This window comes from Paenibacillus whitsoniae, assembly GCF_003955665.1.
GTDB classification, from domain to species: Bacteria; Bacillota; Bacilli; order Paenibacillales; family NBRC-103111; genus Paenibacillus_E; species Paenibacillus_E whitsoniae.
On the sequence record NZ_RXHU01000034.1, the window covers coordinates 168,824 to 190,236 of the forward strand.

Annotated in this window: 23 protein-coding genes; 4 read left to right on the plus strand and 19 right to left on the minus strand. The window is 51.6% G+C overall.

What is annotated here, in order from left to right:
* Nucleotides 1–142 precede the first annotated feature (142 nt).
* From EJQ19_RS13135 to EJQ19_RS13140, 3 genes are all read right to left on the minus strand, one after another.
* Nucleotides 143–712, minus strand: a complete 570-nt coding sequence (locus tag EJQ19_RS13135; protein WP_126141681.1) for a DUF1802 family protein — start codon at nucleotides 710–712, stop codon at nucleotides 143–145.
* 125 nt (nucleotides 713–837) lie between these two features.
* The gene (locus EJQ19_RS31810) at nucleotides 838–1,011 is read right to left on the minus strand and encodes a hypothetical protein (RefSeq protein ID WP_164716526.1); all 174 of its coding nucleotides are present in this window, start codon (nucleotides 1,009–1,011) and stop codon (nucleotides 838–840) included.
* Nucleotides 1,012–1,111: 100 nt separating this feature from the next.
* Nucleotides 1,112–1,570 (minus strand): Dps family protein, encoded by a 459-nt coding sequence (locus EJQ19_RS13140; RefSeq protein WP_126141682.1) that lies wholly within the window; start codon nucleotides 1,568–1,570, stop codon nucleotides 1,112–1,114.
* A gap of 202 nt (nucleotides 1,571–1,772) precedes the next feature.
* Here EJQ19_RS13140 and mtnK point away from each other — a divergent pair, with 202 nt between their 5' ends.
* Together mtnK and mtnA are read left to right on the plus strand one after the other, a co-directional pair.
* Nucleotides 1,773–2,993 (plus strand): S-methyl-5-thioribose kinase, encoded by a 1,221-nt coding sequence (gene mtnK / locus EJQ19_RS13145; RefSeq protein WP_126141683.1) that lies wholly within the window; start codon nucleotides 1,773–1,775, stop codon nucleotides 2,991–2,993.
* On the plus strand, nucleotides 2,990–4,063 hold the full coding sequence (gene mtnA, locus EJQ19_RS13150; protein WP_126141684.1) for an S-methyl-5-thioribose-1-phosphate isomerase: 1,074 nt from the start codon (nucleotides 2,990–2,992) through the stop codon (nucleotides 4,061–4,063). Before mtnK ends, mtnA begins: the two co-directional genes overlap by 4 nt.
* 78 nt (nucleotides 4,064–4,141) lie before the next feature.
* Here the strand turns inward: mtnA and EJQ19_RS13155 are convergent, their stop codons facing one another.
* Nucleotides 4,142–5,089, minus strand: coding sequence for an AraC family transcriptional regulator (locus EJQ19_RS13155; RefSeq protein WP_126141685.1), 948 nt, complete (start codon nucleotides 5,087–5,089; stop codon nucleotides 4,142–4,144).
* A gap of 37 nt (nucleotides 5,090–5,126) precedes the next feature.
* Nucleotides 5,127–6,134: a Gfo/Idh/MocA family protein gene (locus tag EJQ19_RS13160; RefSeq protein WP_126141686.1), complete on the minus strand. Its 1,008-nt coding sequence runs from the start codon at nucleotides 6,132–6,134 to the stop codon at nucleotides 5,127–5,129.
* A 236-nt stretch (nucleotides 6,135–6,370) separates the two neighbouring features.
* Here EJQ19_RS13160 and namA point away from each other — a divergent pair, with 236 nt between their 5' ends.
* Nucleotides 6,371–7,375 (plus strand): NADPH dehydrogenase NamA, encoded by a 1,005-nt coding sequence (gene namA / locus EJQ19_RS13165; protein ID WP_126141687.1) that lies wholly within the window; start codon nucleotides 6,371–6,373, stop codon nucleotides 7,373–7,375.
* A 47-nt stretch (nucleotides 7,376–7,422) separates the two neighbouring features.
* On the opposite strand, the gene EJQ19_RS13170 is transcribed toward namA, so the two are convergent.
* The 6 genes from EJQ19_RS13170 to EJQ19_RS13195 form a co-directional block, all read right to left on the minus strand.
* Complete coding sequence (locus tag EJQ19_RS13170; protein ID WP_126141688.1) at nucleotides 7,423–8,298, minus strand: M15 family metallopeptidase; 876 nt, start codon at nucleotides 8,296–8,298, stop codon at nucleotides 7,423–7,425.
* A gap of 199 nt (nucleotides 8,299–8,497) precedes the next feature.
* On the minus strand, nucleotides 8,498–9,793 hold the full coding sequence (locus EJQ19_RS13175; RefSeq protein ID WP_126141689.1) for a homocysteine synthase: 1,296 nt from the start codon (nucleotides 9,791–9,793) through the stop codon (nucleotides 8,498–8,500).
* A gap of 186 nt (nucleotides 9,794–9,979) precedes the next feature.
* A complete protein-coding gene (locus EJQ19_RS13180) occupies nucleotides 9,980–10,699 on the minus strand; it encodes an amino acid ABC transporter ATP-binding protein (protein WP_126141769.1) in 720 nt (239 codons plus the stop codon).
* A gap of 10 nt (nucleotides 10,700–10,709) precedes the next feature.
* Nucleotides 10,710–11,357, minus strand: a complete 648-nt coding sequence (locus EJQ19_RS13185; RefSeq protein ID WP_126141690.1) for an amino acid ABC transporter permease — start codon at nucleotides 11,355–11,357, stop codon at nucleotides 10,710–10,712.
* 107 nt (nucleotides 11,358–11,464) lie between these two features.
* A complete protein-coding gene (locus EJQ19_RS13190; protein ID WP_126141770.1) occupies nucleotides 11,465–12,220 on the minus strand; it encodes a basic amino acid ABC transporter substrate-binding protein in 756 nt (251 codons plus the stop codon).
* A 257-nt stretch (nucleotides 12,221–12,477) separates the two neighbouring features.
* Nucleotides 12,478–12,780: a YunC family protein gene (locus EJQ19_RS13195; RefSeq protein ID WP_126141691.1), complete on the minus strand. Its 303-nt coding sequence runs from the start codon at nucleotides 12,778–12,780 to the stop codon at nucleotides 12,478–12,480.
* 190 nt (nucleotides 12,781–12,970) lie between these two features.
* On the opposite strand from EJQ19_RS13195, the gene EJQ19_RS13200 reads away from it, so the two are divergent.
* Nucleotides 12,971–13,456, plus strand: coding sequence for a hypothetical protein (locus EJQ19_RS13200; protein ID WP_241242881.1), 486 nt, complete (start codon nucleotides 12,971–12,973; stop codon nucleotides 13,454–13,456).
* Between the two features lie 42 nt (nucleotides 13,457–13,498).
* On the opposite strand, the gene EJQ19_RS13205 is transcribed toward EJQ19_RS13200, so the two are convergent.
* The 8 genes from EJQ19_RS13205 to EJQ19_RS13240 form a co-directional block, all read right to left on the minus strand.
* Nucleotides 13,499–15,355 carry a putative bifunctional diguanylate cyclase/phosphodiesterase gene (locus tag EJQ19_RS13205; RefSeq protein WP_241242882.1) on the minus strand — a complete coding sequence of 619 codons (1,857 nt, stop codon included), beginning with the start codon at nucleotides 15,353–15,355 and terminating at the stop codon, nucleotides 13,499–13,501.
* A gap of 152 nt (nucleotides 15,356–15,507) precedes the next feature.
* Entirely contained in the window at nucleotides 15,508–15,870 is a 363-nt protein-coding gene (locus tag EJQ19_RS13210) for a DUF423 domain-containing protein (protein WP_126141692.1), read from the minus strand.
* A 27-nt stretch (nucleotides 15,871–15,897) separates the two neighbouring features.
* Nucleotides 15,898–16,197, minus strand: a complete 300-nt coding sequence (locus EJQ19_RS13215) for a hypothetical protein (protein ID WP_126141693.1) — start codon at nucleotides 16,195–16,197, stop codon at nucleotides 15,898–15,900.
* A 99-nt stretch (nucleotides 16,198–16,296) separates the two neighbouring features.
* A complete protein-coding gene (locus EJQ19_RS13220; RefSeq protein WP_126141694.1) occupies nucleotides 16,297–17,217 on the minus strand; it encodes an AEC family transporter in 921 nt (306 codons plus the stop codon).
* A 42-nt stretch (nucleotides 17,218–17,259) separates the two neighbouring features.
* Nucleotides 17,260–17,700 (minus strand): MarR family winged helix-turn-helix transcriptional regulator, encoded by a 441-nt coding sequence (locus EJQ19_RS13225; RefSeq protein ID WP_126141695.1) that lies wholly within the window; start codon nucleotides 17,698–17,700, stop codon nucleotides 17,260–17,262.
* 138 nt (nucleotides 17,701–17,838) lie between these two features.
* On the minus strand, nucleotides 17,839–19,431 hold the full coding sequence (locus tag EJQ19_RS13230) for an extracellular solute-binding protein (RefSeq protein WP_126141696.1): 1,593 nt from the start codon (nucleotides 19,429–19,431) through the stop codon (nucleotides 17,839–17,841).
* A 79-nt stretch (nucleotides 19,432–19,510) separates the two neighbouring features.
* Entirely contained in the window at nucleotides 19,511–20,401 is an 891-nt protein-coding gene (locus EJQ19_RS13235; RefSeq protein WP_126141697.1) for a carbohydrate ABC transporter permease, read from the minus strand.
* Between the two features lie 13 nt (nucleotides 20,402–20,414).
* The gene (locus EJQ19_RS13240) at nucleotides 20,415–21,338 is read right to left on the minus strand and encodes an ABC transporter permease (protein WP_126141698.1); all 924 of its coding nucleotides are present in this window, start codon (nucleotides 21,336–21,338) and stop codon (nucleotides 20,415–20,417) included.
* Nucleotides 21,339–21,413: the final 75 nt, after the last annotated feature.

The window sequence follows — 21,413 nt, forward strand, 5'->3', positions numbered from 1 at the left end:
CTTTTAAAACAAATGACAACCATAATCTAAACTGATTATCACTGATTCTCATTAGAATAATTCTATTATAACTCACTACTGTAAATCAAGAAAGGGCATTTCCATGCAAAACGAGAGCGTTTTGTGAAAAAAACCATGGATTTTATGCTAAAACCCGTTTAATTTCGGCAATTTGCGCGGCAAATTGTTCGTCATTCAAGACAGGCTCCAGCCCATCGTCCCCAGGCGCCTCGCTTCCAAGCTGGATCCAGGATTTGCAGCCTATATAGGCCTGTTCGATCCCAATGGTGATCGGCTGCTTCAAACGATATACCCTTAAAAGCATAATATGCAGCGGATTTTTCCGTTTCCACTTCAATCGTTCTTCCGTGAAATTTTCCGTCCAAATGTGAAAGGGAAATAATTGGTTGAGCCGTTCCTGCTCCATGATCTCGATGTCCTCAATCAACCGGGCATAGCTTGTAATCGTAACTTGCGTATCTTCTGCCGACCAGCCCGCAAGCGTCTCGTCAATGACACCCCGGTACGCTTCCTTCAACAGTTCCCGGCGTTGGTGCTCATAGGTCGGATACAGCAGGAAATCATGCGACTGCACCTGGAAGTCCCGCGTCTCCTCAACAATCCCTCCTTTGCGCATAATAAAAATCTGCTCGCCAGACTCCAGCGCTTTGATCGCCGATGCCCATTCCTTAAGCGCCACTGCGTTCCCCATTGTCCCGACGCCTCCGTTCTCCTCATTAATCTATCTATTATAAATAATCTTGCCTTGTAAAACAAATCAGAGAGCGCTTACGAAGAAAAAAAAGAACAGCCTCGCTGCCGGCAAGACTGCTCTCCTCATTTATTTGACGATTCTGCGTAATACGTGCTCTGAATTCGGGCAAACTGTTCCTGATTTCCCTTCAGCGGATTCGGGTCCGCAGCCGGTCTTTGGGGTTCAGCCCCATACGCAACGAGCAAAAGCCCTGCCAAGCTCGCGGCAACGAGGATCACTTGCACCAATTTCATCATTAGCCCTTCCTCCGATTCTTCATCTATTGTTCTAGTTTACGGAAGATTCGTCAGAGGCATGTTCGGGCAAATTAAAATTCGTGTAAATTTTCCGTGAAATTTAACCGAGGAACGCTTGCAGCATCCAGCGATGCTTTTCCAAGCTCGTCTGAATGCCCAGCAGCATATCCGAAGTCGTCTCATCCCCGACTTGCTCGCAGGCTTTCATGCCGACTTTCAGTTCTTCCGTAACCGTTGTGAAATCGGCGATGATCGCCTCCACCATCTGATTGGCCGCCTCGCTGCCGGAAGCTTCCTTAATCGAAGCTGTTTCCAGATACGCTTTCATTGTGGCCGCAGGCTTCCCGCCAATCGTAAGCAAGCGCTCCGCCAGTTCATCGATATGCAGCGCAGCTTCGTTGTACAGTTCCTCAAATTTTACATGCAGCGTGAAAAACTGATTGCCTTTTACGTACCAGTGATAGTTGTGAAGCTTCACATAAAGCACGTTCCAGTTGGAAATTTGCTTGTTCAGGACAGTATGAATCGTTTGCGGGGAAACCGTTGTTGCCGTTGCCATCCTAATCCTCCTTCGAAAATAGCCTCAAACGCCAAGCTTGTACACCGTAGTTTAGGCTTTAGCCCGCGATTTTATGTAAAATATGAAACAATTGCATCCAGAGTATTTCAAGCTGCCGCAATATGCCTTATACTAGGAAAGGACTCATCAAAACAGAGTAATTTAGTTGGAATTAAATCCAATATTAATAGGAGGAAAATCAATGTCAAACTACCATCCGCTGACTGAAGCGCAAGCGATTGCGTATGCGCGCCAAATTCCGCAGTTGTTTCAGCCAGGCTCCGAACTGTCCAGCCAGGAAATCGGGGACGGCAACCTTAACCTCGTGTTCCGCATTACCGAAGCCGGGACGGGGAAAAGCATTATTATAAAACAGGCGCTGCCTTATGCCAAAGTTGTCGGCGAATCATGGCCGCTTACGCTCGACCGCGCCCGCATTGAAAGCGAAGCGCTGATGATTGAAGAAGCGCTGTGCCCGGACCTCGTACCGCATGTGTACGCGTACGACGCCGATTTGGCCCTGACGGTCATGGAAGACCTCAGCGATCACGTTATCATGCGCCGCGGCTTGATTGAGCGCAATCAGTATCCGCTTTTTGCCGAGCATATCGGACGCTTCCTGGCCCACACCCTGTTCTTCACTTCCGACCTTGGGAAAAATCAGCAGGAGAAAAAGCTGCAGCAAGGCCGCTTTATCAACCCGGAGCTGTGCAAAATTACCGAAGATTTGATTTTCGACGATCCGTACCGCAATTCGGACAATAATAACATTGAAGCCCACATCCGCGATGCCGCCGAGGCGCTGTGGAACGACAGCGAGCTTCATCTCGAAGTCGCGATTCTCCGCAATAAATTTCTGACGCAGTCTCAAGCGCTGCTGCACGGGGACTTGCATACGGGCTCGATTTTCATCAAACCGGATTCGACGAAAGTAATCGATCCTGAGTTTGCTTATTACGGTCCAATGGGCTTCGACATCGGCGCTGTACTGGCGAACTTGCTGCTGAACTACGCCAGTCAAGAGGGCTGGAGTCAGGATGAGGAAAGCCGCTCTGCGTACCGTGCTTACCTGATTCAAACCGTGAAGGACGTTTGGACGCATTTTGAAGCGAACTTCCGCGCGCTTTGGAACGAGCGGGGTGTTGACCGCGTATTTGCAACGCCTGGCTACCAGGATTATTTCGTAGCGAATTTGCTGCGCGACACTGTAGGCTTTACCGGTGCGAAAATGGTGCGCCGCGTCGTCGGCCTCGCCCATGTCGCCGACATTGATAAAATCGAAGACGCCGCTGCCAGAGAGCGCGCTCAGCGTTTGGCCCTGCGCATCGGCACCATTGCGATCCGCACGAACCGCCAAGTGAACAGCATCGATGAACTGATCGCCTTGGCGACGCAAGCTGTAGAAAGAGGTTTTGCCCTATGAGTTCTGCAGAAGCAACAGTAAACAACCAAAGCGCATTAGAATCCTTGCGCTGGAACGGCCAGCAGCTGGATCTGCTGGATCAACGCTTATTGCCGGAAGAGATCGTTTATCTTCCGCTTGAAACCCCTGTAGAGGTGTGGGAAGCGATCCGCCACCTCAAAGTGCGCGGTGCCCCGGCGATCGGCATCGCCGCCGCGTACGGCGTGTACCTCGGCATCCGCGGCGTGGATGGCGGCGTAGATGCGCTTCTGGCCGAAGTCCAGAAGCAGGCGGACTACCTGGCGACGTCGCGTCCGACGGCCGTCAACCTGTTCTGGGCGCTCGACCGCATGCGCGCGCGCGCCGTTGCACTCGCTGCCGAGGGCGTGAGCCCGGCGGCGTTCCAAGCGGCGCTTCTTGCAGAAGCGCAACAGATTCAGGCGGAGGACGTGGAGACCAACCGCCTGATCGGCGAACACGCGCTCGCGCTGTTCGAGGATGGCTTCGGCGTGCTGACGCACTGCAACGCCGGCGGTCTGGCCACCGCCAAGTATGGCACGGCGCTCGCGCCGTTCTACTTGGCGAAAGAAAAAGGGCTGAACATCAAAGTGTTCGCCGATGAGACCCGCCCCGTGCTGCAAGGCGCACGGCTCACTGCTTTTGAACTGCAGCAAGCGGGCGTGGACGTCACGCTGATCTGCGACAACATGGCCGGCGCGGTCATGGCCAAGGGCTGGGTGCAGGCGGTCATCGTCGGCACGGACCGCGTAGCGGCGAACGGCGACGTGGCCAACAAGATCGGCACGTACAGCGTCGCCGTGCTGGCGAAGGCCCACGGCATACCGTTCTACGTGGCGTGTCCGCTGTCCACGATCGACCTGAACACACCGACCGGCGGCGACATTCCGATCGAGGAGCGCCATGAAGACGAGATCACGCAGGGCTTCGGCAAACGCACGGCGCCGGAAGGCGTGAAGGTGTTCAACCCGGCGTTTGACGTGACGCCGAACGAGTATGTCACCGCGATCATCACGGAAAAAGGCATCGTGCAGGCGCCTTATACCGAGAACTTGCGCAAGCTGTTCGAATAATAAAAAAAGGGTGCCCCGGCCATTTCGATAATGGTGAGGGCATCCTTTTTTTGGCATTCGCTGTTGCAGCTAGGATCGTCAATGCTGCAGCTGATGCCCGCGATAAGCGTTCGGTGTGGTGCCGAACGCTTTTTTAAATACATAATGTAAATAATTGCTGGAGGTGAAGCCGCTGCGCTCGGCGATTTTCTCCAGCGTCAGCGTCGTTTGCAGCAGCTCGCTGCACACATATTTGAGACGAATCCGTTCCAGATATTCGCTGAACGAAATGCCGGCCTGCTCCTTGAAAATACGCTGCAGCTGCCGAGAGGAGATCTGCACGCGTTCCGCCACGCCTTCCAGCGTGAGCGGACGGCGGTAGTTGTCTTCAATGAATTGCACCGCCAATTGATAACGATAGCTTTTCATGTCCCGCGCAGGCAGGTTGACGCCTTGCCCATCCAACGTGTAGGCGCCTACGGTGCGCAGCAGCATCTGGACGATCGCTTGCTTAATCATCGTGTACTGCCCAAGCGCATTGCTGCGCCAGGCCTCATACGCCACCAGAAAATATTTCATCGCATCCTGCCGGTCCTGCGCAGGCATATGCGGCACATCGCGCAGCTGCTGAATGCAAGCATCCGCTTCCGCCCGCTCCCAGGCTTCGCCCCATTCTCGCATCGCAGCCTCAAGATTATCGCGCGGTTCCTCCAGCTTGACGATGTCCACATGCAGGCACAGCTCGCCCATCGCCTCATGCTCATCCGCTTCCTGCCGGTGGCTCACACCGGGAGCCGTGACATACAGCATGCCCTCCTGCAGCGGATACGTTGTGCCATCAAGGATGACCCTTCCTTTTCCACGCGGGATATAATGAATTTCAAACTCGGAGTGATGATGAAAATCGACCACCGCCCCGGGGGCAAACGAGGTCAAATGACATTTCAGTATCGTCAGACCGTACCCGCCCCAACGAAAGCTGAGATCAAGGCGATCGAGTGCCATCGGATTTTCAAGCATCGGTTCGAAATAAAAGGGCTGATTCATGCTGTTCACGGCTTCCTTTCCCTCTTGGGTCTCCCCGTTACGGTTGCAGCGAATCCAACCGCACCTGCCCTTTGCTTGCAGCGGATCGGTTGGACGCCTCCATCAATTTCGTTAAATCTACTGCCAGACGAAGGTTCTCCTCCGCTTTCGTGCCTTGCTGAATATGCGCGACCCACTGGTCAAAAGCCGACGGCTTCGCCGCAGGCATCGGAACTTCCGTCCACGCTGCGTTCGCATCCCGGTTTGATTTTAACAACACGCGCCCATCGTGCTCGGAATACAGGACACTGCCTTCCGTTCCATGAACTTCAACAACAAACGGAGAATGCGCGTTGACGAATCCGGCCTCTACGATGCCGACTGCGCCATTCGCATAGTGAAGCAATGCGACCGCATTATCTTCCACTTCACGCCCGGTTACATACCCGTATGAAGCGCTTACAGCGTCAGGAAGTCCGAGCAGCAATCTTGTCAGGTACATCGGATGACAGCCCAAATCGATCAGCGCTCCGCCGCCGCACTGCTCTGCATTGTAGAAGTGTGCCGGCAGCCAGCCATTCGGATTCGCTGTCGTCGAAATGCCGCCATTGTGGGACAACCGTGCCCGAACCAAGGTAAGTTGTCCTAGCTTCTCCTCTGCCAGCACATGCTGAATCGCTTGCGTCGAAGGGGAATTCAGCCTTGGCAGCGAGACAGTCAACGTAACACCCGCTTCCTCGACAGCCGCCAAAATCTCATTCACTTCGTGCAGCGTAGGCGCCACGACTTTTTCGGTAAAAATATGTTTGCCCGCCTTGGCAGCGGCGATCATGACATCGCGATGCAAATTGGTTGGCGTATCGACAACCACGGCTTCAATCTCTGGATTTGCCAGCAGTTCTTCCAAGCTAGCATAAAAGGGTACGCCGCGTTTTGCCGCCTCATCTTGGCCTCTATCCGGAAGTTCATCCCAGATCGCGGCAATTTCCGTGTTCGGGTGTTCATCCACTTGTTTTGCATAATCTTTCGCATGTACATGCCAGAAACTGAGCATAGCTATTTTCATCGCAATACCTCCAAATAAGTGACTTGGATTCATTGTATCACGGTGAAACCTAGTGTTAAATTTCGATTTAGCGACAGGTTGTTATGCAAAATTGCGACATCCTCCCTGTCGTATAATTTGAACTGTAAAGCAGATCCTTATATTCGTCAAGCATTTCAGATGACCCGCTAAACTTGATTATTCCAATTGGATTAGTTTAAAATCAAAGAATCATGGCAAGGCCAGGAGGGATTCATATGTTATTTTCACCCTATACGATCGGCGGACTTACGCTGAAAAATCGCATCGTCATGTCGCCTATGTGCATGTACGCTTCTGACGATTCGGGCGAAGTGAAGGACTGGCATTACGTCCATTACGCTTCAAGAGCCGTCGGCCAAGTCGGCCTCATCGTGCTCGAAGCAACCGCTGTTACCCCGGAGGGCCGCATTTCGGCTCGTGACCTGGGCATCTGGCAGGACGGCCAGATCGAAGGCTTGCGGCGAGTGGTCGAATCCGTTCACGGTTTCGGCGCGCACATCGGCATTCAACTGGCCCATGCCGGCCGCAAAGCGGTGCTCGACACGCCTGCACTGGCGCCGTCGCCCATCCCTTTCTCCGAATCGTCCAAAACGCCGAAAGAAGCTTCACTGGCAGACATTCAAGCTGCCGTTCAAGCTTTCTCCGATGCGGCGGAACGCGCCAAGCAAGCCGGTTTCGACGTCATTGAGCTTCATGCCGCTCACGGCTACTTGATCAACGAGTTTCTGTCGCCGCACTCGAATCATCGGCAAGACGCATACGGCGGCGACGCTGAACGCCGTTTCCGCTTTCTGCGCGAGACGGTGGAAGCCGTTCAAGCTCGCTGGAACGGTCCTTTATTCGTGCGCATATCGGCGAATGAATATGTCGAAGGCGGGCTCACGCCGGAGGACTATATTTATATAGCCCTGCAATTGAAAGCGCTCGGCGTGCATCTCATTGACGTGAGCTCCGGCGGCAATGCGCCGGTTGCGCCTGACGTCTACCCCGGCTATCAAGTGCCGTTCGCCGAGAAGCTTCGGCACGAAGCCAATCTCCCGGTCGGCGCCGTCGGCCTCATTACCAGCGCGCAGCAGGCAGAAGAAATTTTGCAGAACGGGCGCGCCGACCTGATCTTCCTTGGACGCGCCCTTCTGCGCGATCCGTACTGGGCCCGGACAGCCGCTCGCGAGCTGCAGGCCGAGCTTGCGCCGCCGCCGTCATACAGTCGGGGCTGGTAAAACGAAAATACCCTCGCTGGAACGGTGTCGTTCCTGCGAGGGTATTGTTATTTGGCGACGGGGACCGTCCGGAAATATTCTTCCAGCGTGACATTCTTCGTCTGAATTTCTTTGGCTATATCGTTTCCGACATAGCGTATATGCCAAGGCTCGTACTGGTAGCCGGTAATGGCTTCTTTGCCTTTGGGATAACGAATAATAAAACCGTACTCGTACGCATGCTTCTCGAGCCACACGGCCTCTTTCGTCCCGCCGAAGCAGTCCTCCGCCGCGCACTTGCCATTGCTGCCTGTCACATCGATCGCCAGACCTGTTTCATGCTCGCTGGTGCCTGGCACCGCACTGTACGTTTTCGCCTTTTCTTCCCCGTCCATGCTCACATATCGTTCAAATACGGATTTCTGCGTTGCATAAGACCGGTAGGCCGATACGCCTGCGAGATGGATGCCGTCTTTCTCAGCGCCCGCAAACAGCTTCTCAATGGCTGTCGCCGCGACCTGGCGCATTTTGCGCTTCTCGATTTTCTCATTGAACGTGAAAGGGACGTTCGGATAGACAAGGTCATTCGGCTCATAGCTCGATGGCAAGGCGTTTTGCTTGTTGACGAGCACAGTCACGCTAGCCGGATTCGCGACCACCTGAACCGCATCACCCTTCGTCCCGGCAGGCGTTGGCGTTGCCGCCGGTTTCCCGCTGGGACTGGCTCCCGGCTTTATGGAAGCCGCAGGCGTGTTCGTTGCCTGGGAGGTCGGTGTGGCACTCACCTGGCCGCCCCCATTCGGCGAAGACGTAGGCTGCGTTGTCCCTGCGGTTGTCGGCGTAGGCGTTGGGCTTGCCGCTTCCTTCTTATCGCCGCAGCCGGTCAGCGCTACGACGGACGCCGCTATTAAAATGGATATGGATACCTTCATTTTCGTGTTCATACTTCTCGGTTTGCCCCCTAAACGTTGTAAAAACTTTTCAAAAGAATAGACACGGTTCGAGCCGAAAAAGTTTCATAGCTCCACCCAAACAACAAAAAAGACTGCCTTTAGGTAAGCCCCTAAACGCAGCCTTTTCATATTTTAATCGGAATAACGGGGTGATGACAAGTTTTACGCCGAGCGTCGGGCTAAGCGACGACTACTTCTGGCTTGCCGCGATGGCCTGCTCCAGATCGTAAATAATATCTTGAATCGCTTCGGTGCCGACCGACAAACGAATAAGACCTGGCGTTACGCCGGCAGACGCTTGCTCCTGCTCGCTCAGTTGGGAATGCGTGGTGCTCGCCGGATGAATGATCAGGGACTTCGAGTCGCCTACGTTCGCCAAGTGCGAGAAAAGCTCGACGGCATGGATCAGTTTCTTGCCAGCCTCGACACCGCCTTTAATGCCAAAGCTCAGAATCGCGCCTTGCCCTTTCGGCAAGTACGTTTGCGCTTTCTTGAAGGAAGCGTGGCTTTCCAAGCCTGGATAGCTCACCCACTCCACAGCTTCGTGTGCTTCCAGGTATTTCGCTACCTCGAGCGCATTGGCGCTATGGCGTTCCATCCGCAGATGCAACGTTTCCAAGCCTTGCAGCAGCAGGAACGCGCTGTTCGGGGACAAAGACGCACCCAGATCGCGCAGTAATTGAACGCGGGCTTTAATGATGTACGCGATCGGTCCGACGGCTTGCGTATAGACCACACCGTTGTAGCTTGGGTCCGGTGTCGTCAGACCCGGGAATTTGCCGGAAGCCGCCCAATCGAACTTCCCGCCGTCCACGATGACGCCGCCAATGGTTGTGCCATGTCCGCCGATGAACTTCGTTGCCGAATGCACGACGATGTCCGCACCATGCTCGATCGGACGGAGCAAATACGGGCTTGGGAATGTGTTGTCGACGATCAGCGGAATGCCGTTCTCATGTGCAATCGCAGCCACCGCGGCAATGTCCAGAATATCTCCGCTCGGATTGCCGATAGACTCCGCATACAGCGCTTTCGTTTTCTCCGTAATGGCAGCGCGGAAGTTCTCAGGGTTGCTGGCGTCGACGAACTTTACTTTAATGCCTAATTTCGGCAGCGTGTTGGCAAACAGATTATAGGTACCGCCGTATAGCGCGGATGCCGCTACAATCTCATCGCCCGCTTCGGCGATATTGATAATGGAAAACGTAATGGCAGCTTGTCCGGAAGCTACTGCTAGTGCCGCAGGCGCGCCTTCCAGCGCGGCAATGCGCTTCTCGAACACATCCGTCGTTGGATTCATGATCCGTGTGTAAATGTTGCCGAATTCTTTGAGGGCGAACAAATTTGCGGCATGCTCCGTGTCATTAAAAACATAAGACGTTGTTTGATAAATCGGGACAGCACGGGATTTTGTAACAGGGTCGACCTCTTGTCCAGCGTGAATAGCCAACGTTTCCGGTGAAAACTTACGTTCAGAATTTGACATGAGCATGCCTCCTAGGGTATGTATAATAGTAGATGGTTTGCAGGAAAAAATGTAAATTATTCCTACAGGAATAGTATGATATAATTCTACTGGAAGATGCTGCTAGAAGTCAATGATAGATTTTCAGTTTGTCTCCTGTATACACCAAAGACTGCGCTAGCGAGCGCAGTCTTTTTCAATACTCAACTATAGTACTTTCGATAAAAACGCCTTCGTCCGCTCCTGCGTCGGATGCTCGAACAATTGCACGGGCTTCCCAACTTCCACGATGACGCCTTGCTCCATGAACATGACGCGATCGCCGACTTCGCGGGCAAATCCCATTTCATGCGTAACCACAACCATGGTCATGCCTTCCTGCGCCAGCTGCTTCATGACCGCGAGCACCTCGCCGACCATCTCTGGATCGAGGGCCGATGTCGGCTCGTCGAACAGCATGATTTTCGGCTCCATCGCGAGTGCGCGAGCAATCGCCACACGCTGTGCCTGGCCTCCGGATAAGGAGTCCGGCATGGCGTTCGCTTTGTCTGCCAGCCCTACCTTGGCCAGAAGCTCCAGCGCTTTGGCCCGTGCTTTTTCTTCCGTCCATTTTCTAACCTTGATCGGGGCCAGCATAATGTTATCGACCACGCTCATATGAGGAAACAGGTGAAACCGCTGGAACACCATGCCGAGATCCGCCCGGATTTCATGAATGTTGCGGCTGCCGATGATCGACTGGCCCTCGATGAGGATCGTTCCGTCGTCCGGCACTTCCAGCAGGTTCAGACAGCGCAGAAACGTCGATTTGCCCGAACCGGAAGGTCCGATCACGACAAGCACTTCCTTGCGCTCCACATCCGCGCTGATGTTGCGAAGCACCACATTGTCTCCGAACGCTTTTTGCAGATTTCGTACTTCAATCATCGCAGACACCCTACATCCTCCTCTCCAAATAGCCAAGCAGCTTGCTTAAGGAATATGTCAAAATAAAATAAATCAACGCCGCCGTCAGATACGGCTCCCACACTTTAAAGTATTGGCTGCGCATCGCATTCGACCAATACATCAGCTCAGGCGCCGCAATAATCGCAAATAAAGAGGAATCCTTAATGAGCACGATAAATTCATTCCCGAAGGGCGGAATCATCCGTTTCATCGCTTGCGGCAAAATAACGCTCTTCATCGTCTGCACATGCGTCATCCCCAGTGAATACGCCGCTTCCGTCTGCCCTTTGTCAATCGATTGAATGCCAGCGCGGAAAATCTCCGCCATGTACGCCGCCGAGTTCAGCGACAACGCCGTAATCGAAGCGACGATGGCATTCGTCTCGCCAAGAAATAACGGCACGACACCAAAGTGTACGAGTAAAATTTGTACCAACAGCGGTGTGCCGCGGAAGAAATTCACATAGATGCTGGACGGCCAGCGCAAGTAGCCGCGGCTGGACATTTTGCCTAAGCCGACAGCTAATCCCAGCACCGAGCCGAACAGAATGGAAAGAATCGAGATGCCGATTGTCCAGAGCGTCCCCTTCAGCAGCAACGGTAAATAATCAATGATAATATCGAAACGAAAATCCATTCAACTCTTCCTTTCCTCTCATTAGAACCGTTTGACATGTCTTTCCTTCTCAGGTCCCTATCATGAACAAAAGCATGCGCACAGTGCTGCGCATGCTCCAGGTTCCATTATTTTTGTTCAAGTAGTTTCTTAGTATCCGGCTCTTGGCCAAACCATTTTTTATACACCGTTGTATACGTGCCGTTTTCGATAATTTTCTTGATCGCCGGGTCAATCTTCGCTTTCAGCTCGCTGCCTTTAGGAAGCAGGATACCGTAATATTCAGACTCGAAATTTTTCGGATCGGAAATGGCAACCAATTTTTTGTTCGGATTATTTTTTACATATTCACGAACGATGGCAACGTCTGCGACGACCGCGTCTACACCGTTATTTTCAAGCTCCATCAGCGCCAGCGTGTTGTTATCCATCCGCTTAAGCGACTTGTTGTCCGCGCCCATGATGCCCGACATCAGCGTGTCTGCTGTGGTGGAAATCTGAACAGCCACCTTTTTGTCTTTCAGGTCGGCGGCGCTTTTCACAGGGCTGCCTTCTTTGACTAAAATCATGTTAATCGACTCAAAATAAGGAATCGAGTAATCGTAAGATTCCTTCCGCTTATCCGTAATCGAAACGCTGGAAATACCGCCTTGATATTCTTTCCCTTGCTCAACACTCGTCAGCATGGTGTCCCAACCGGTGTTGACAACTTCGTAAGAAATGCCGGCCTCTTTCATGACGGCATCAAGAAACTCGATGTCAAAGCCTGTCATTTTGCCTTTATCCATGTACTCCATCGGCGCGTAGGCCGCATCGGTTGCAAATTTGATCTTAGCGCTTCCGCCGTCTTTGGATCCACAAGCTGTTAACGCAACCAGCATCATCGCTGCTAGTGCAAAAATACTAAACTTTTTCACTCATCTTCCCCCGTTCTAGTTCATAGCCGAATCATATATTAACACTTGGTCAATAAATTGACAACAGCTATGTTAGCAGGAAGTTGATGGAAGGTGAGCTTTTCTGACATTTTTGTTACCATGCACAATGCGAAAGGGGCAAATTCGTCCTGCCCACCAAAGCAAAAACACCGGGATCTCCTGATCGCCGGTGTCGCATACTTATCGCGCTATGTGTTGTTCACTCACATCATTCTCAGAATGGCTTCCCTACCCGTCATCCCTGCCACAATACCTAGATCTTCCGCCGTATAGGTCACGGACTCGAGCGGCGCATCAAGCAGCTCCTGAATCGTCCGAACACCGGTCGCCCGAGCAGCAATAATGTTGCGGTCCCGCAACCGTTCATTGAGCAGCGCCACATCCAGCGCACCGCACATAATATAGCCTTTATCCGTTGTCACAACCAGCAGCGTCGTTTTCGGCAACTTGACTTCTATTGCGATTGCTGTATGTCCTTCAAGGAGAATGGGTTCTACGCGCATCATGCTCTGCACAGCTCCTCTTCGCAGTCTTACGGTAGTATATGCGAGGGCTGCTAGTACGGTGTGGTAAGAGTGGGAATGTTTTTTTCAAGGCAAAATTTTTCCCTCTATCCGGGCAATCCGAACTACTTTTGCCGCGAAGATCGTGATATAGTAAGAAGACGAGTCATTTCATTTAGGACCAGGAGGCTATATGAGTCAGGGGAACTCCAATTCGAAAGCGAAGAACGGACACTTGTTCACCGTAGAAATATTGATTGAAGATGCGACTAACGGACTAGCCATGGAGAAACTCCTTCATCTTCTGAACGTGGACACCGTCAAAGACTACCAGATCCTCAAGGGTATCGACCTTGGGAAGCTCATCGCGCTGAACACGAATGCTGGCAAACAGGCATCCTCACAAGCTGCCGGCAAGACCGCACCCCCCGCGGCCAAACCACCGAGTGCAGACTCCGCTCATGACATCATGCATCAGCTGGAAAGCTTTAAAGCGAACAATACCTTGATTCGCCTGACTGTCGTTAAAGCCCAGGGCATCAAGCTCAATCTGCCCTGCCGCATCCTCAACTTCGACCGTGACAACCAGAATGTCACTGTATATCATGTGGACGAGAAAAAAGTGTATCTGTTCAAGCTGAATGAGATTGACGATTATGTCGCTTTCGATCAAAAATAAGCGAAGGCTCCCGAGGCTAACTCACGCCGGGGAGCCTTTTTGTTATTCTATGGGGGCCGAAGCGGCCGCTGTCATGCCCTCGCTCATCATCAGCTCGAGCGCTTCTCCCGCAATCGGCGGACTGAACCAGTAGCCCTGCACTTCGTAGCAGCGGTTCTGGTACAGGAACTTGAGCTGGTCTTCCGTTTCCACACCTTCCGCAATCACCTTCAAATTCAAATGATGCGTCATCGCAATGATCGTCGCGACGATCGCCGCGTCATTCGGGTCTTCCATGATGTCCCTTACGAACGAACGGTCAATTTTGAGTTTGTCGATCGGGAATTTTTTCAAGTAGTAGAGTGAGCTGTATCCAGTACCGAAGTCGTCGATACTAACGCCAACGCCTAACTCTTTGAGTTCCAGCAGCGATTGAATGGCATGATCTACATCCATCGTCATGCTCTCCGTAATTTCGAGCTCCAGATACTGCGGATCGAGCTTCGTCTGCTCCAGCACATGGCTGATTTTTCCCTTCAGGTTATGCTGGAAAAATTGGCGCATCGATAAATTCACCGAGATGGCAATCGGCGGATAGCCCATGTCCTGCCACAATTTGTTCTGTCGGCATGCCGCCTTCAGCACCCATTCCCCGATCGGCACGATGAGTCCCGACTCCTCTGCAAAAGGAATGAATTGACTCGGCGAGATTAATCCGCGCTCCGGATGATCCCAGCGAATCAGTGCTTCGGCCCCGACAATGCGTCCGGACTGAATCTCAACCTGCGGCTGAAAATGAAGAATAAATTCATCGTTCGCAAGCGCGCGGCGCAGCTCATTTTCCAGCCTGAGGCGGTTGATGGACGTCAACTTCATATCGCTGTTGAAAATCTGATAGTCGTTCCTGCCTTTTTCCTTCGCTCTCGCAAGCGCAATGTCCGCGTACTTCATCAGCATTTCGGCGTCCTCGTCTTCATCGCCTGCAATCGCCACCCCGATGCTTGCCGTCACATGAAGCTCATACTGCTCGAGCAGGAACGGTGCTGCCAACACGCGATTAATACCTGCAATGACAGCGATGACATCGCCCGCATCCGCGACATTCGTATAATAGAAAGCGAACTCATCGCCTTCGGTACGCGCCAGAAAATCGCTCTCGGTCACACAATGCGTAAATCGTTCGGCCAGCTGCAGAAGCAGCATATTGCCGTAGTCGTAACCGAAGCTGTCGTTCACCAATTTGAACTGATCAATATCCAGGTAAAAGACAGCAAGCTTTTGCCCGGATTTTTTGCACATCGTCAGACATTCGTTAAGCTGATCTTTAAACAGGCGCCGGTTGGGCAAGCCCGTCATATCGTCATAGTAAGCCATGTAGCGAATTTGCTCGTCGCCGCGCTTGCGCTCCGTGACATCTTGACCGATCAGAATAAACCCTTGTCCATCCGGCGCAATAGCAACGGGGACAGCCGTCACCTTCATGTCGATGCGGTAGCCGCTTTTATGCAAGACGGACGTCTCGAAGTTCACCGTCATGCCCATATTCGCATCGAGCAATCTTACATCATGCGCAATCTGCTCCTTCGTCATGATGGTCGTCATATCAATCGCAGAAAGTTCCTCCAGGGTATACCCTAACAGGGACTCCGCCGCTCTATTCATGCGCACGAAACGCTGCCCTTTCTTATAGAAGAGAATTGCGTTCGGATTATGCTCAAACAAGGAGTAGAGAATGTGGAACTGCTCCCTCTCATCGGCCACGCCTGTTTGAATTGCATCCGGTTCCGTTTGACGTCTTCGCAGCCCGTAGATCACTAGCAGCGATGCCAGTAAACAAAACCAGGGAGCAAACGGCTTTAGGTAAAGGCAGACACCTACGGCAGCGACCACATAGAAGCCAATATAAAGCCGGTTTTTCACGAATTAGCCTCCTTATTGCTGCCTATCGAATACCGCTAGGAAGCGTTATCATCGTCTTCATTCTACAAAGAGGCGGAATTTTCCTGCTGCCTTGTCGGAAATAGAAAAAAAGAGGCGGAATTCTCCACCTCTTTCGTCAATATTCTCGGTTGCTATTTCAACGCGGCAATCGCGAGCAGCACCCAACCGACCAAAAAGCTTACACCGCCCAGTGGAGTAATCGGACCGAACACTTTCAGGCCCGTTAGGCTTAATGCATATAGACTGCCCGAGAACAAAATGATACCGATGAAAATCGCCCATCCGGACGCGCTCACGAGAGAGGTATGAGGCAAACGATCTGCCAGCAAAGCGATGACAAGCAGCGCCACTGCATGAATCATATGGTAGTGCACCCCGGTTTGAAACACATCGATTTTATCGGGAATGCGATCTTTCAATATATGTGCACCAAACGCCCCTAACGCAACGGATAGAAACGCATTAATAGCGCCAATCAGCATAAACAATCTCATCTCAGCTTACTTCCTTCCTGACCTCCGCTACACGGCGCCAATATCGTGCTGCCCCACAATCAATTGGATCGGCTCCAGATATACGCGTGTCACGGTTGGCTGTTCAATTAGATTAATTTCAATATCTACAACTTTATAACGAGTCGTCTTGCCTTCCCGTTTATCAAAGACCACTTCAAATTGACGCAGGCCCAGTTGGTGGGTAAATACAGACGAACCAATGGCAACGGCATTGACATCATACTCACCGTGCTCGAAAACAACCTCCGACAAAATCTCCTCGTTCATATCGACGATCGTGACATACTGACTGAATTGATACAACATCAGGACTTTTTCCCCTTTCATATGGCTGGAATTAACTGTCCTAATAAATTCGCCAAAATTTGTCGATATTCCTGCTAGGTTCGCACGAAATCTATGGCTTTATACCCAATCTAGAAAATAAATCACAATCGGAATCGTAATCATGCTGAACAACGTCGAGGTAAACACCGCCTGTGAAGAGAATTCCGCTTCATTTTCATACTCAATCGCCAACAGCACCGAGCTAAGCGATGTCGGCACGGCACATGACAGAATCAGCGCCTTAGCCGTCAATCCATAGAGCCCGAGCAGCCAGACGACGAAAAATCCGAGCAGCGGCGCCACAGCCAGCCGCAATAAATTGGAGAGCAGCACGTTCGAGAAATGAAATTCCCATTTCATCGCGCCAAGCTGCACACCCAGCGTAAGCAATGCGGTTGCCATAAACGCATTCGCGATATAGCTAATCGGCAAATGGATCGACTCCGGCACCGGCACATGGAAGTAGCGCAGCAGCATCGCCAGCGGAATGATATAAATAACCGGCAGCGACAGAATCGTTCGCATTGTCGCCTTCCAGCTCGCCTTGTGCGCATTCAGCGCATAAATGCCATATGTATTCGGGATTAGCGTCTGCATAATCATAATGATAATTTGAATGGACAGTGTATACGCGTTTCCGGCAAAAACCGTCTGATTGAGCGGCAATGCATAGTTAGCACTGTTGTAGAAAATAACGCTGTTGCGCATCGCAACCCGCATTCCGCGCTGGTGCTTCTGCACGCGAACGACGATTTCAATAATCGCAAACAGCAGCGAAAAGAAAATGACAAAAAATAAGAGCACCTGCATGAGAACGGACAGGCTCATTTCGGATTCATACAGCTTTGTAAAAACGATAGCCGGTGAGAACACATAAAAATTCAGCTTCGATAACGTACGAATATCGATTTTGAATGCGCGGTAGATCGTCGCCCCAATCGCGATCATAATGCTGATCGGCACGATGTTGTTAATTAGAATATAGATGAAGTAATTCATTCGCTGTTCGTCTCCGTTCCCCGCATTGCCCTGTTGTCTACGCTACATCGTGGCATTTACGCTTGAAATGATACGCTGAAGCTGCTGATTGAAGCTCACAATTTCTTCTTCCGAAAGCCCGCTCGCCGCGAACAGCGTCTGCGGAATGCAAATGGCACGATCGTACAGCGCGCGGCCTGTCTCGGTTAGCAGGATATTCACGACCCGCTCGTCCTCCTGCGACCGCCTCCGCACCAACAACTGCTGTGCTTCCATGCGCTTCAGCATCGGCGTCAGCGTTCCGGAATCCAGGTCCAGCTTCTCGCTGAGCTCCTTGACGGTGCTTTCTTCCTGATCCCATAAGACCAGCAGCACGAGATATTGCGGGTACGTAATCCCCAGCTCTTCCAGAAGAGGACGATACATCCGCGTAATCGCTCTCGAACTTGCATATAGACTGAAGCAAAGCTGATTTTCCAACTTCAAAAATTCACTACTGCTCATCGTCAAATTCCTTTCATCTATCATTTTGCAAACAATCGATTCGCTTCCAATTTAAACAATTATCCCATGGATGTCAACCTGCCAAAAAAGCGAAAAGAGCGCCGCATCGGCACCCTTCCGCTCATTTTCACTGCAACGCTACTTGATATTCGCACTCTTCACATACGCGAGCCATTGCTTTTTGTACTCAGCCTGGATTTTATCAAGACCGGCTACTTTCGCCTTCTCCATGAAGGTTCTCAGACCGCCCTCCACGTCAGCGACAAGCCCTGCTTCCAGCGGGTAGAGATACTGCTTCTCCACTTGCTCCAGCGCAGCCCGCTCAGCCTGATAGCTCGTATAGTCCTCTGCAAAGCCGGTAAATTTGTCCGGCGATGCGATTTTGTCCAGATCGGAGAAAATTTGTTTCACGCCGTCATACCCTTTATCGAACAGCATGAATTCGGGATTGCGCCATGCCCAACTCTGCATGCCTTCGCGTGGGAAGCCATTCGAATTACTGTCGCCGATCATTTGGTAGTAACCGTTATCCACTTCATAGTTTTTGCCCAAAATCCCATACTGTGTCAGTTGGTTATACGTCTTGTCCGTCACCATCTTCTCATAGAAAGCCAGCGCCCGCTCGGCATTATTGCTGCTCTTCGGAATCGCAAAGCCGTTATGGATCGGATGCACAGGCTCAGCATGACCTTTGATGAGTGGCGCCGGGTAGTACTCCAGCTTCCAATCTGGGTGCGTGGAGGCAATCTTCAGCTTCTGGTCGTTGAAGCGCGTCGGATTGTCGCCGAGGTTCGCCGCTGCTTTACCACTTGTAATCAGATCGGTCATCGCGTCCTTCGTGTTGAGCACGTTTTTGGAAATGTAGCCGGCGTCCTGCCATTTTTTCAACGTCTTCAGCTCGGCCAAATGTTCGGGAGAACCCCAGTACGCAGTCACTTCCGACGGGTTTTTGTACGGGATTTGCATGCCATACGGCAGCGAGCCTACGGGGTCGATCGTCAGGTTCTTATACTGATCGGAAAGACTGCCTTTCACATCGCTGTTCGCAGCGAGGGGAATCATGTCCGGCTCGTTCTTCTTGATGCCGGCCAGATATGCCTCGAAGTTTGCCAAGGAATCCGGCTTCGGCAGATTGTATTTCTGGCGCAGGTCCTCCCGCCAGATGAAACCCGTCGTCACATATTCCTTATAGGTGGCGGGGACGGTGTAGATTTTGCCATCGATCTTCACGGCTTCCCACATGTCCTTTGGCACGAAGCTGTTCAGTTTCGGTGCCGCTTTCGGCAGCAGATCGTCGAGCGGAAGGAAGGCGCCTTTTTTCGCATAAGCCTGATACTGCGTCCAGTCTGCGGTGAAGATCAAGTCGACCGCTTGACCGGAAGAGAGGAGCAGCTTATATTTTTGATCCCAGTCGGTCCAGGTGGTGAAGTTGAATTTGACGGTTGCATTCAAATCCTTGAGTGCAAGTTTGTTGATCTCATCCTCAATCACCGGCAAATCCTTCGGCGCCGGTCCCAGCATGTAGAACTGCAGCTCCACTTTCTTCGAGATGTCAAGGCCCGCAGGCGCAGCCGGTGTTGTCTGGGCGGCGGAAACTTCAGGCGCTTTGCTCGCAGCGGCACTCGGCGATGGACCGTCCGTGGATGTCGTCGAGCTGCACCCGGCAAGCAGTGAGCCGACGAGCGCAACGGCGATGGAAGCGCCGTACGATTTTTTAAAATGATGTTTCATACAAATCCTCCCTTTATTCATTATATATGGGTTTCGAACAAACCTCTATGTTAGCTGTCGGACTTCCTCCGATTCAGTTCTAACCTTTCACTGCGCCAATCGTTAATCCTTTGACAAAGAAACGCTGGACGAACGGATACAGAAACAGAATCGGCCCCGTTACAATGATAGCCATCGCCAATTTGGTCGACTCCGTCGGAATCTCCTGACTCATCGTCGCGCCGGTACTGACGCCAAGCTGCGAGATGGCCGCTGCCGTATTGATAATGTTGTATAAGAAATATTGCAGCTCGTATTTGTTCTGATCATTGATGAAAAGCGACGTCGAGAACCAGCTATTCCAATAATGAAGGGCGAGAAACAACCCTACCGTCGCAATTCCCGGCAGCGCGAGCGGCAGCACGATCCGATAGTAAATCGTAAAATCGTTCGCTCCGTCGATCTTCGCCGACTCCGACAGCTCATCCGGGATGGAAGCGGAGATAAAGCTGCGCATGAGCAGCACCAGAAACGGCGTCATCAGCCCCGGGAAAATGAGCGCCATGTACGAATCGGTGAATTTTAAATATTTCGTAATCAAAATATACCAAGGCACCAAACCGCCGCCGAACAGCGTCGTGAAGTAAATATAGAAGGAAGCCACGTTCCGATACTTAAAATCTTTCCGCTGCAGCACATACCCCGCCATGGTCATCATGAACAGCCCCAGCACCGTCCCCGTGACGGTCACGAACGTCGTGACGCCGTAGGCGCGCAGCACCTTTTCCGGAAACGTCAGCACCGCTTTATAAGCCGTCAGGGAAATTACCTGCGGAATCAAATGATACCCGTGCTTGATAATCGACTCATTCTCGGTCAAAGACCCCGATATGATCAGAATGAACGGGAACAGACAGAGCACGGAAAGCGCAATAATAATGAGATAAGCCAATAAATGAAAAGAAATGACATCAACGCCTCTGGCTCGCACCCGAATTCACCTCCTAGAATAAAGCGTATTCTTCATTTGATTTTCGAATCAGATAGTTCACAGTCATAATCAGCACGAAGCCGAAAATCGATTGAAACAGCCCTGCCGCCGTCGCCATACCGATGTCGAACGTCACTTTGAGCGAACGGAATACGTACGTATCGAGGATATCTGTTGTGTTGTATAAAATGCCGTTATTCCCAATAAGCTGATAAAAGAGGTCAAACTGTCCCTTCATAATACTGCCAAGCGCGAACAACAGCAGAATGACAAAAGTCGGCTTCAGCATCGGCACCGTGATGTACCAGACGCGTTGAAAAATATTGGCCCCGTCGATCTTCGCCGCTTCATAATACTCGTCGCTGATGCCCGTGATCGTCGCGAGGTAAATGACCATCGTGTAGCCGAGATTTTTCCATACATAAAAAATGACGAGAAGAAAAATCCATGCCGTTGGCGTATTGTAAATATCGATCGGGTTTCTATCCAAAGATTTCAGCGTCGTGTTCACAAAACCGGTATCGTAGTTGAACATGTTGTAAGCGATTGCATTCAGCAATACAAAGGATATGAAATATGGCAAAAACATGAGCGATTGCGTAATCTTTTTAAACAGCTTGCCGTGAATTTCACTGAGCAGAATCGCCACAAAGATCGCCGCCGCATTCAAGCAGACGATAAAGGCCAGATTGTAAGCCACCGTATTGCGAGTCAGCGTCCATAGCGTACCGGACTTCCATAAGAACTGAAAGTTGTGCAGCCCAACGAAAGGACTTCCGAATAGGCCGCCGTCGAAGTCAAAACGGGTAAAGGCAAAGTAGATGCCGATCATTGGCACGTATGAATTAATAAAGAAGAATAATAAGGTCGGCGCCAACATGAGAAACATCATTTTGTTTTTGTTCAATTCGTACAAGAAGCCTTTCTTGCGATGCATCGTCTTCCCCCTCCTGCTTGCTCTGTTATTAAGATGGTGTGTGAGCGATCGTCATATTCGCATTATAAGCGGCGA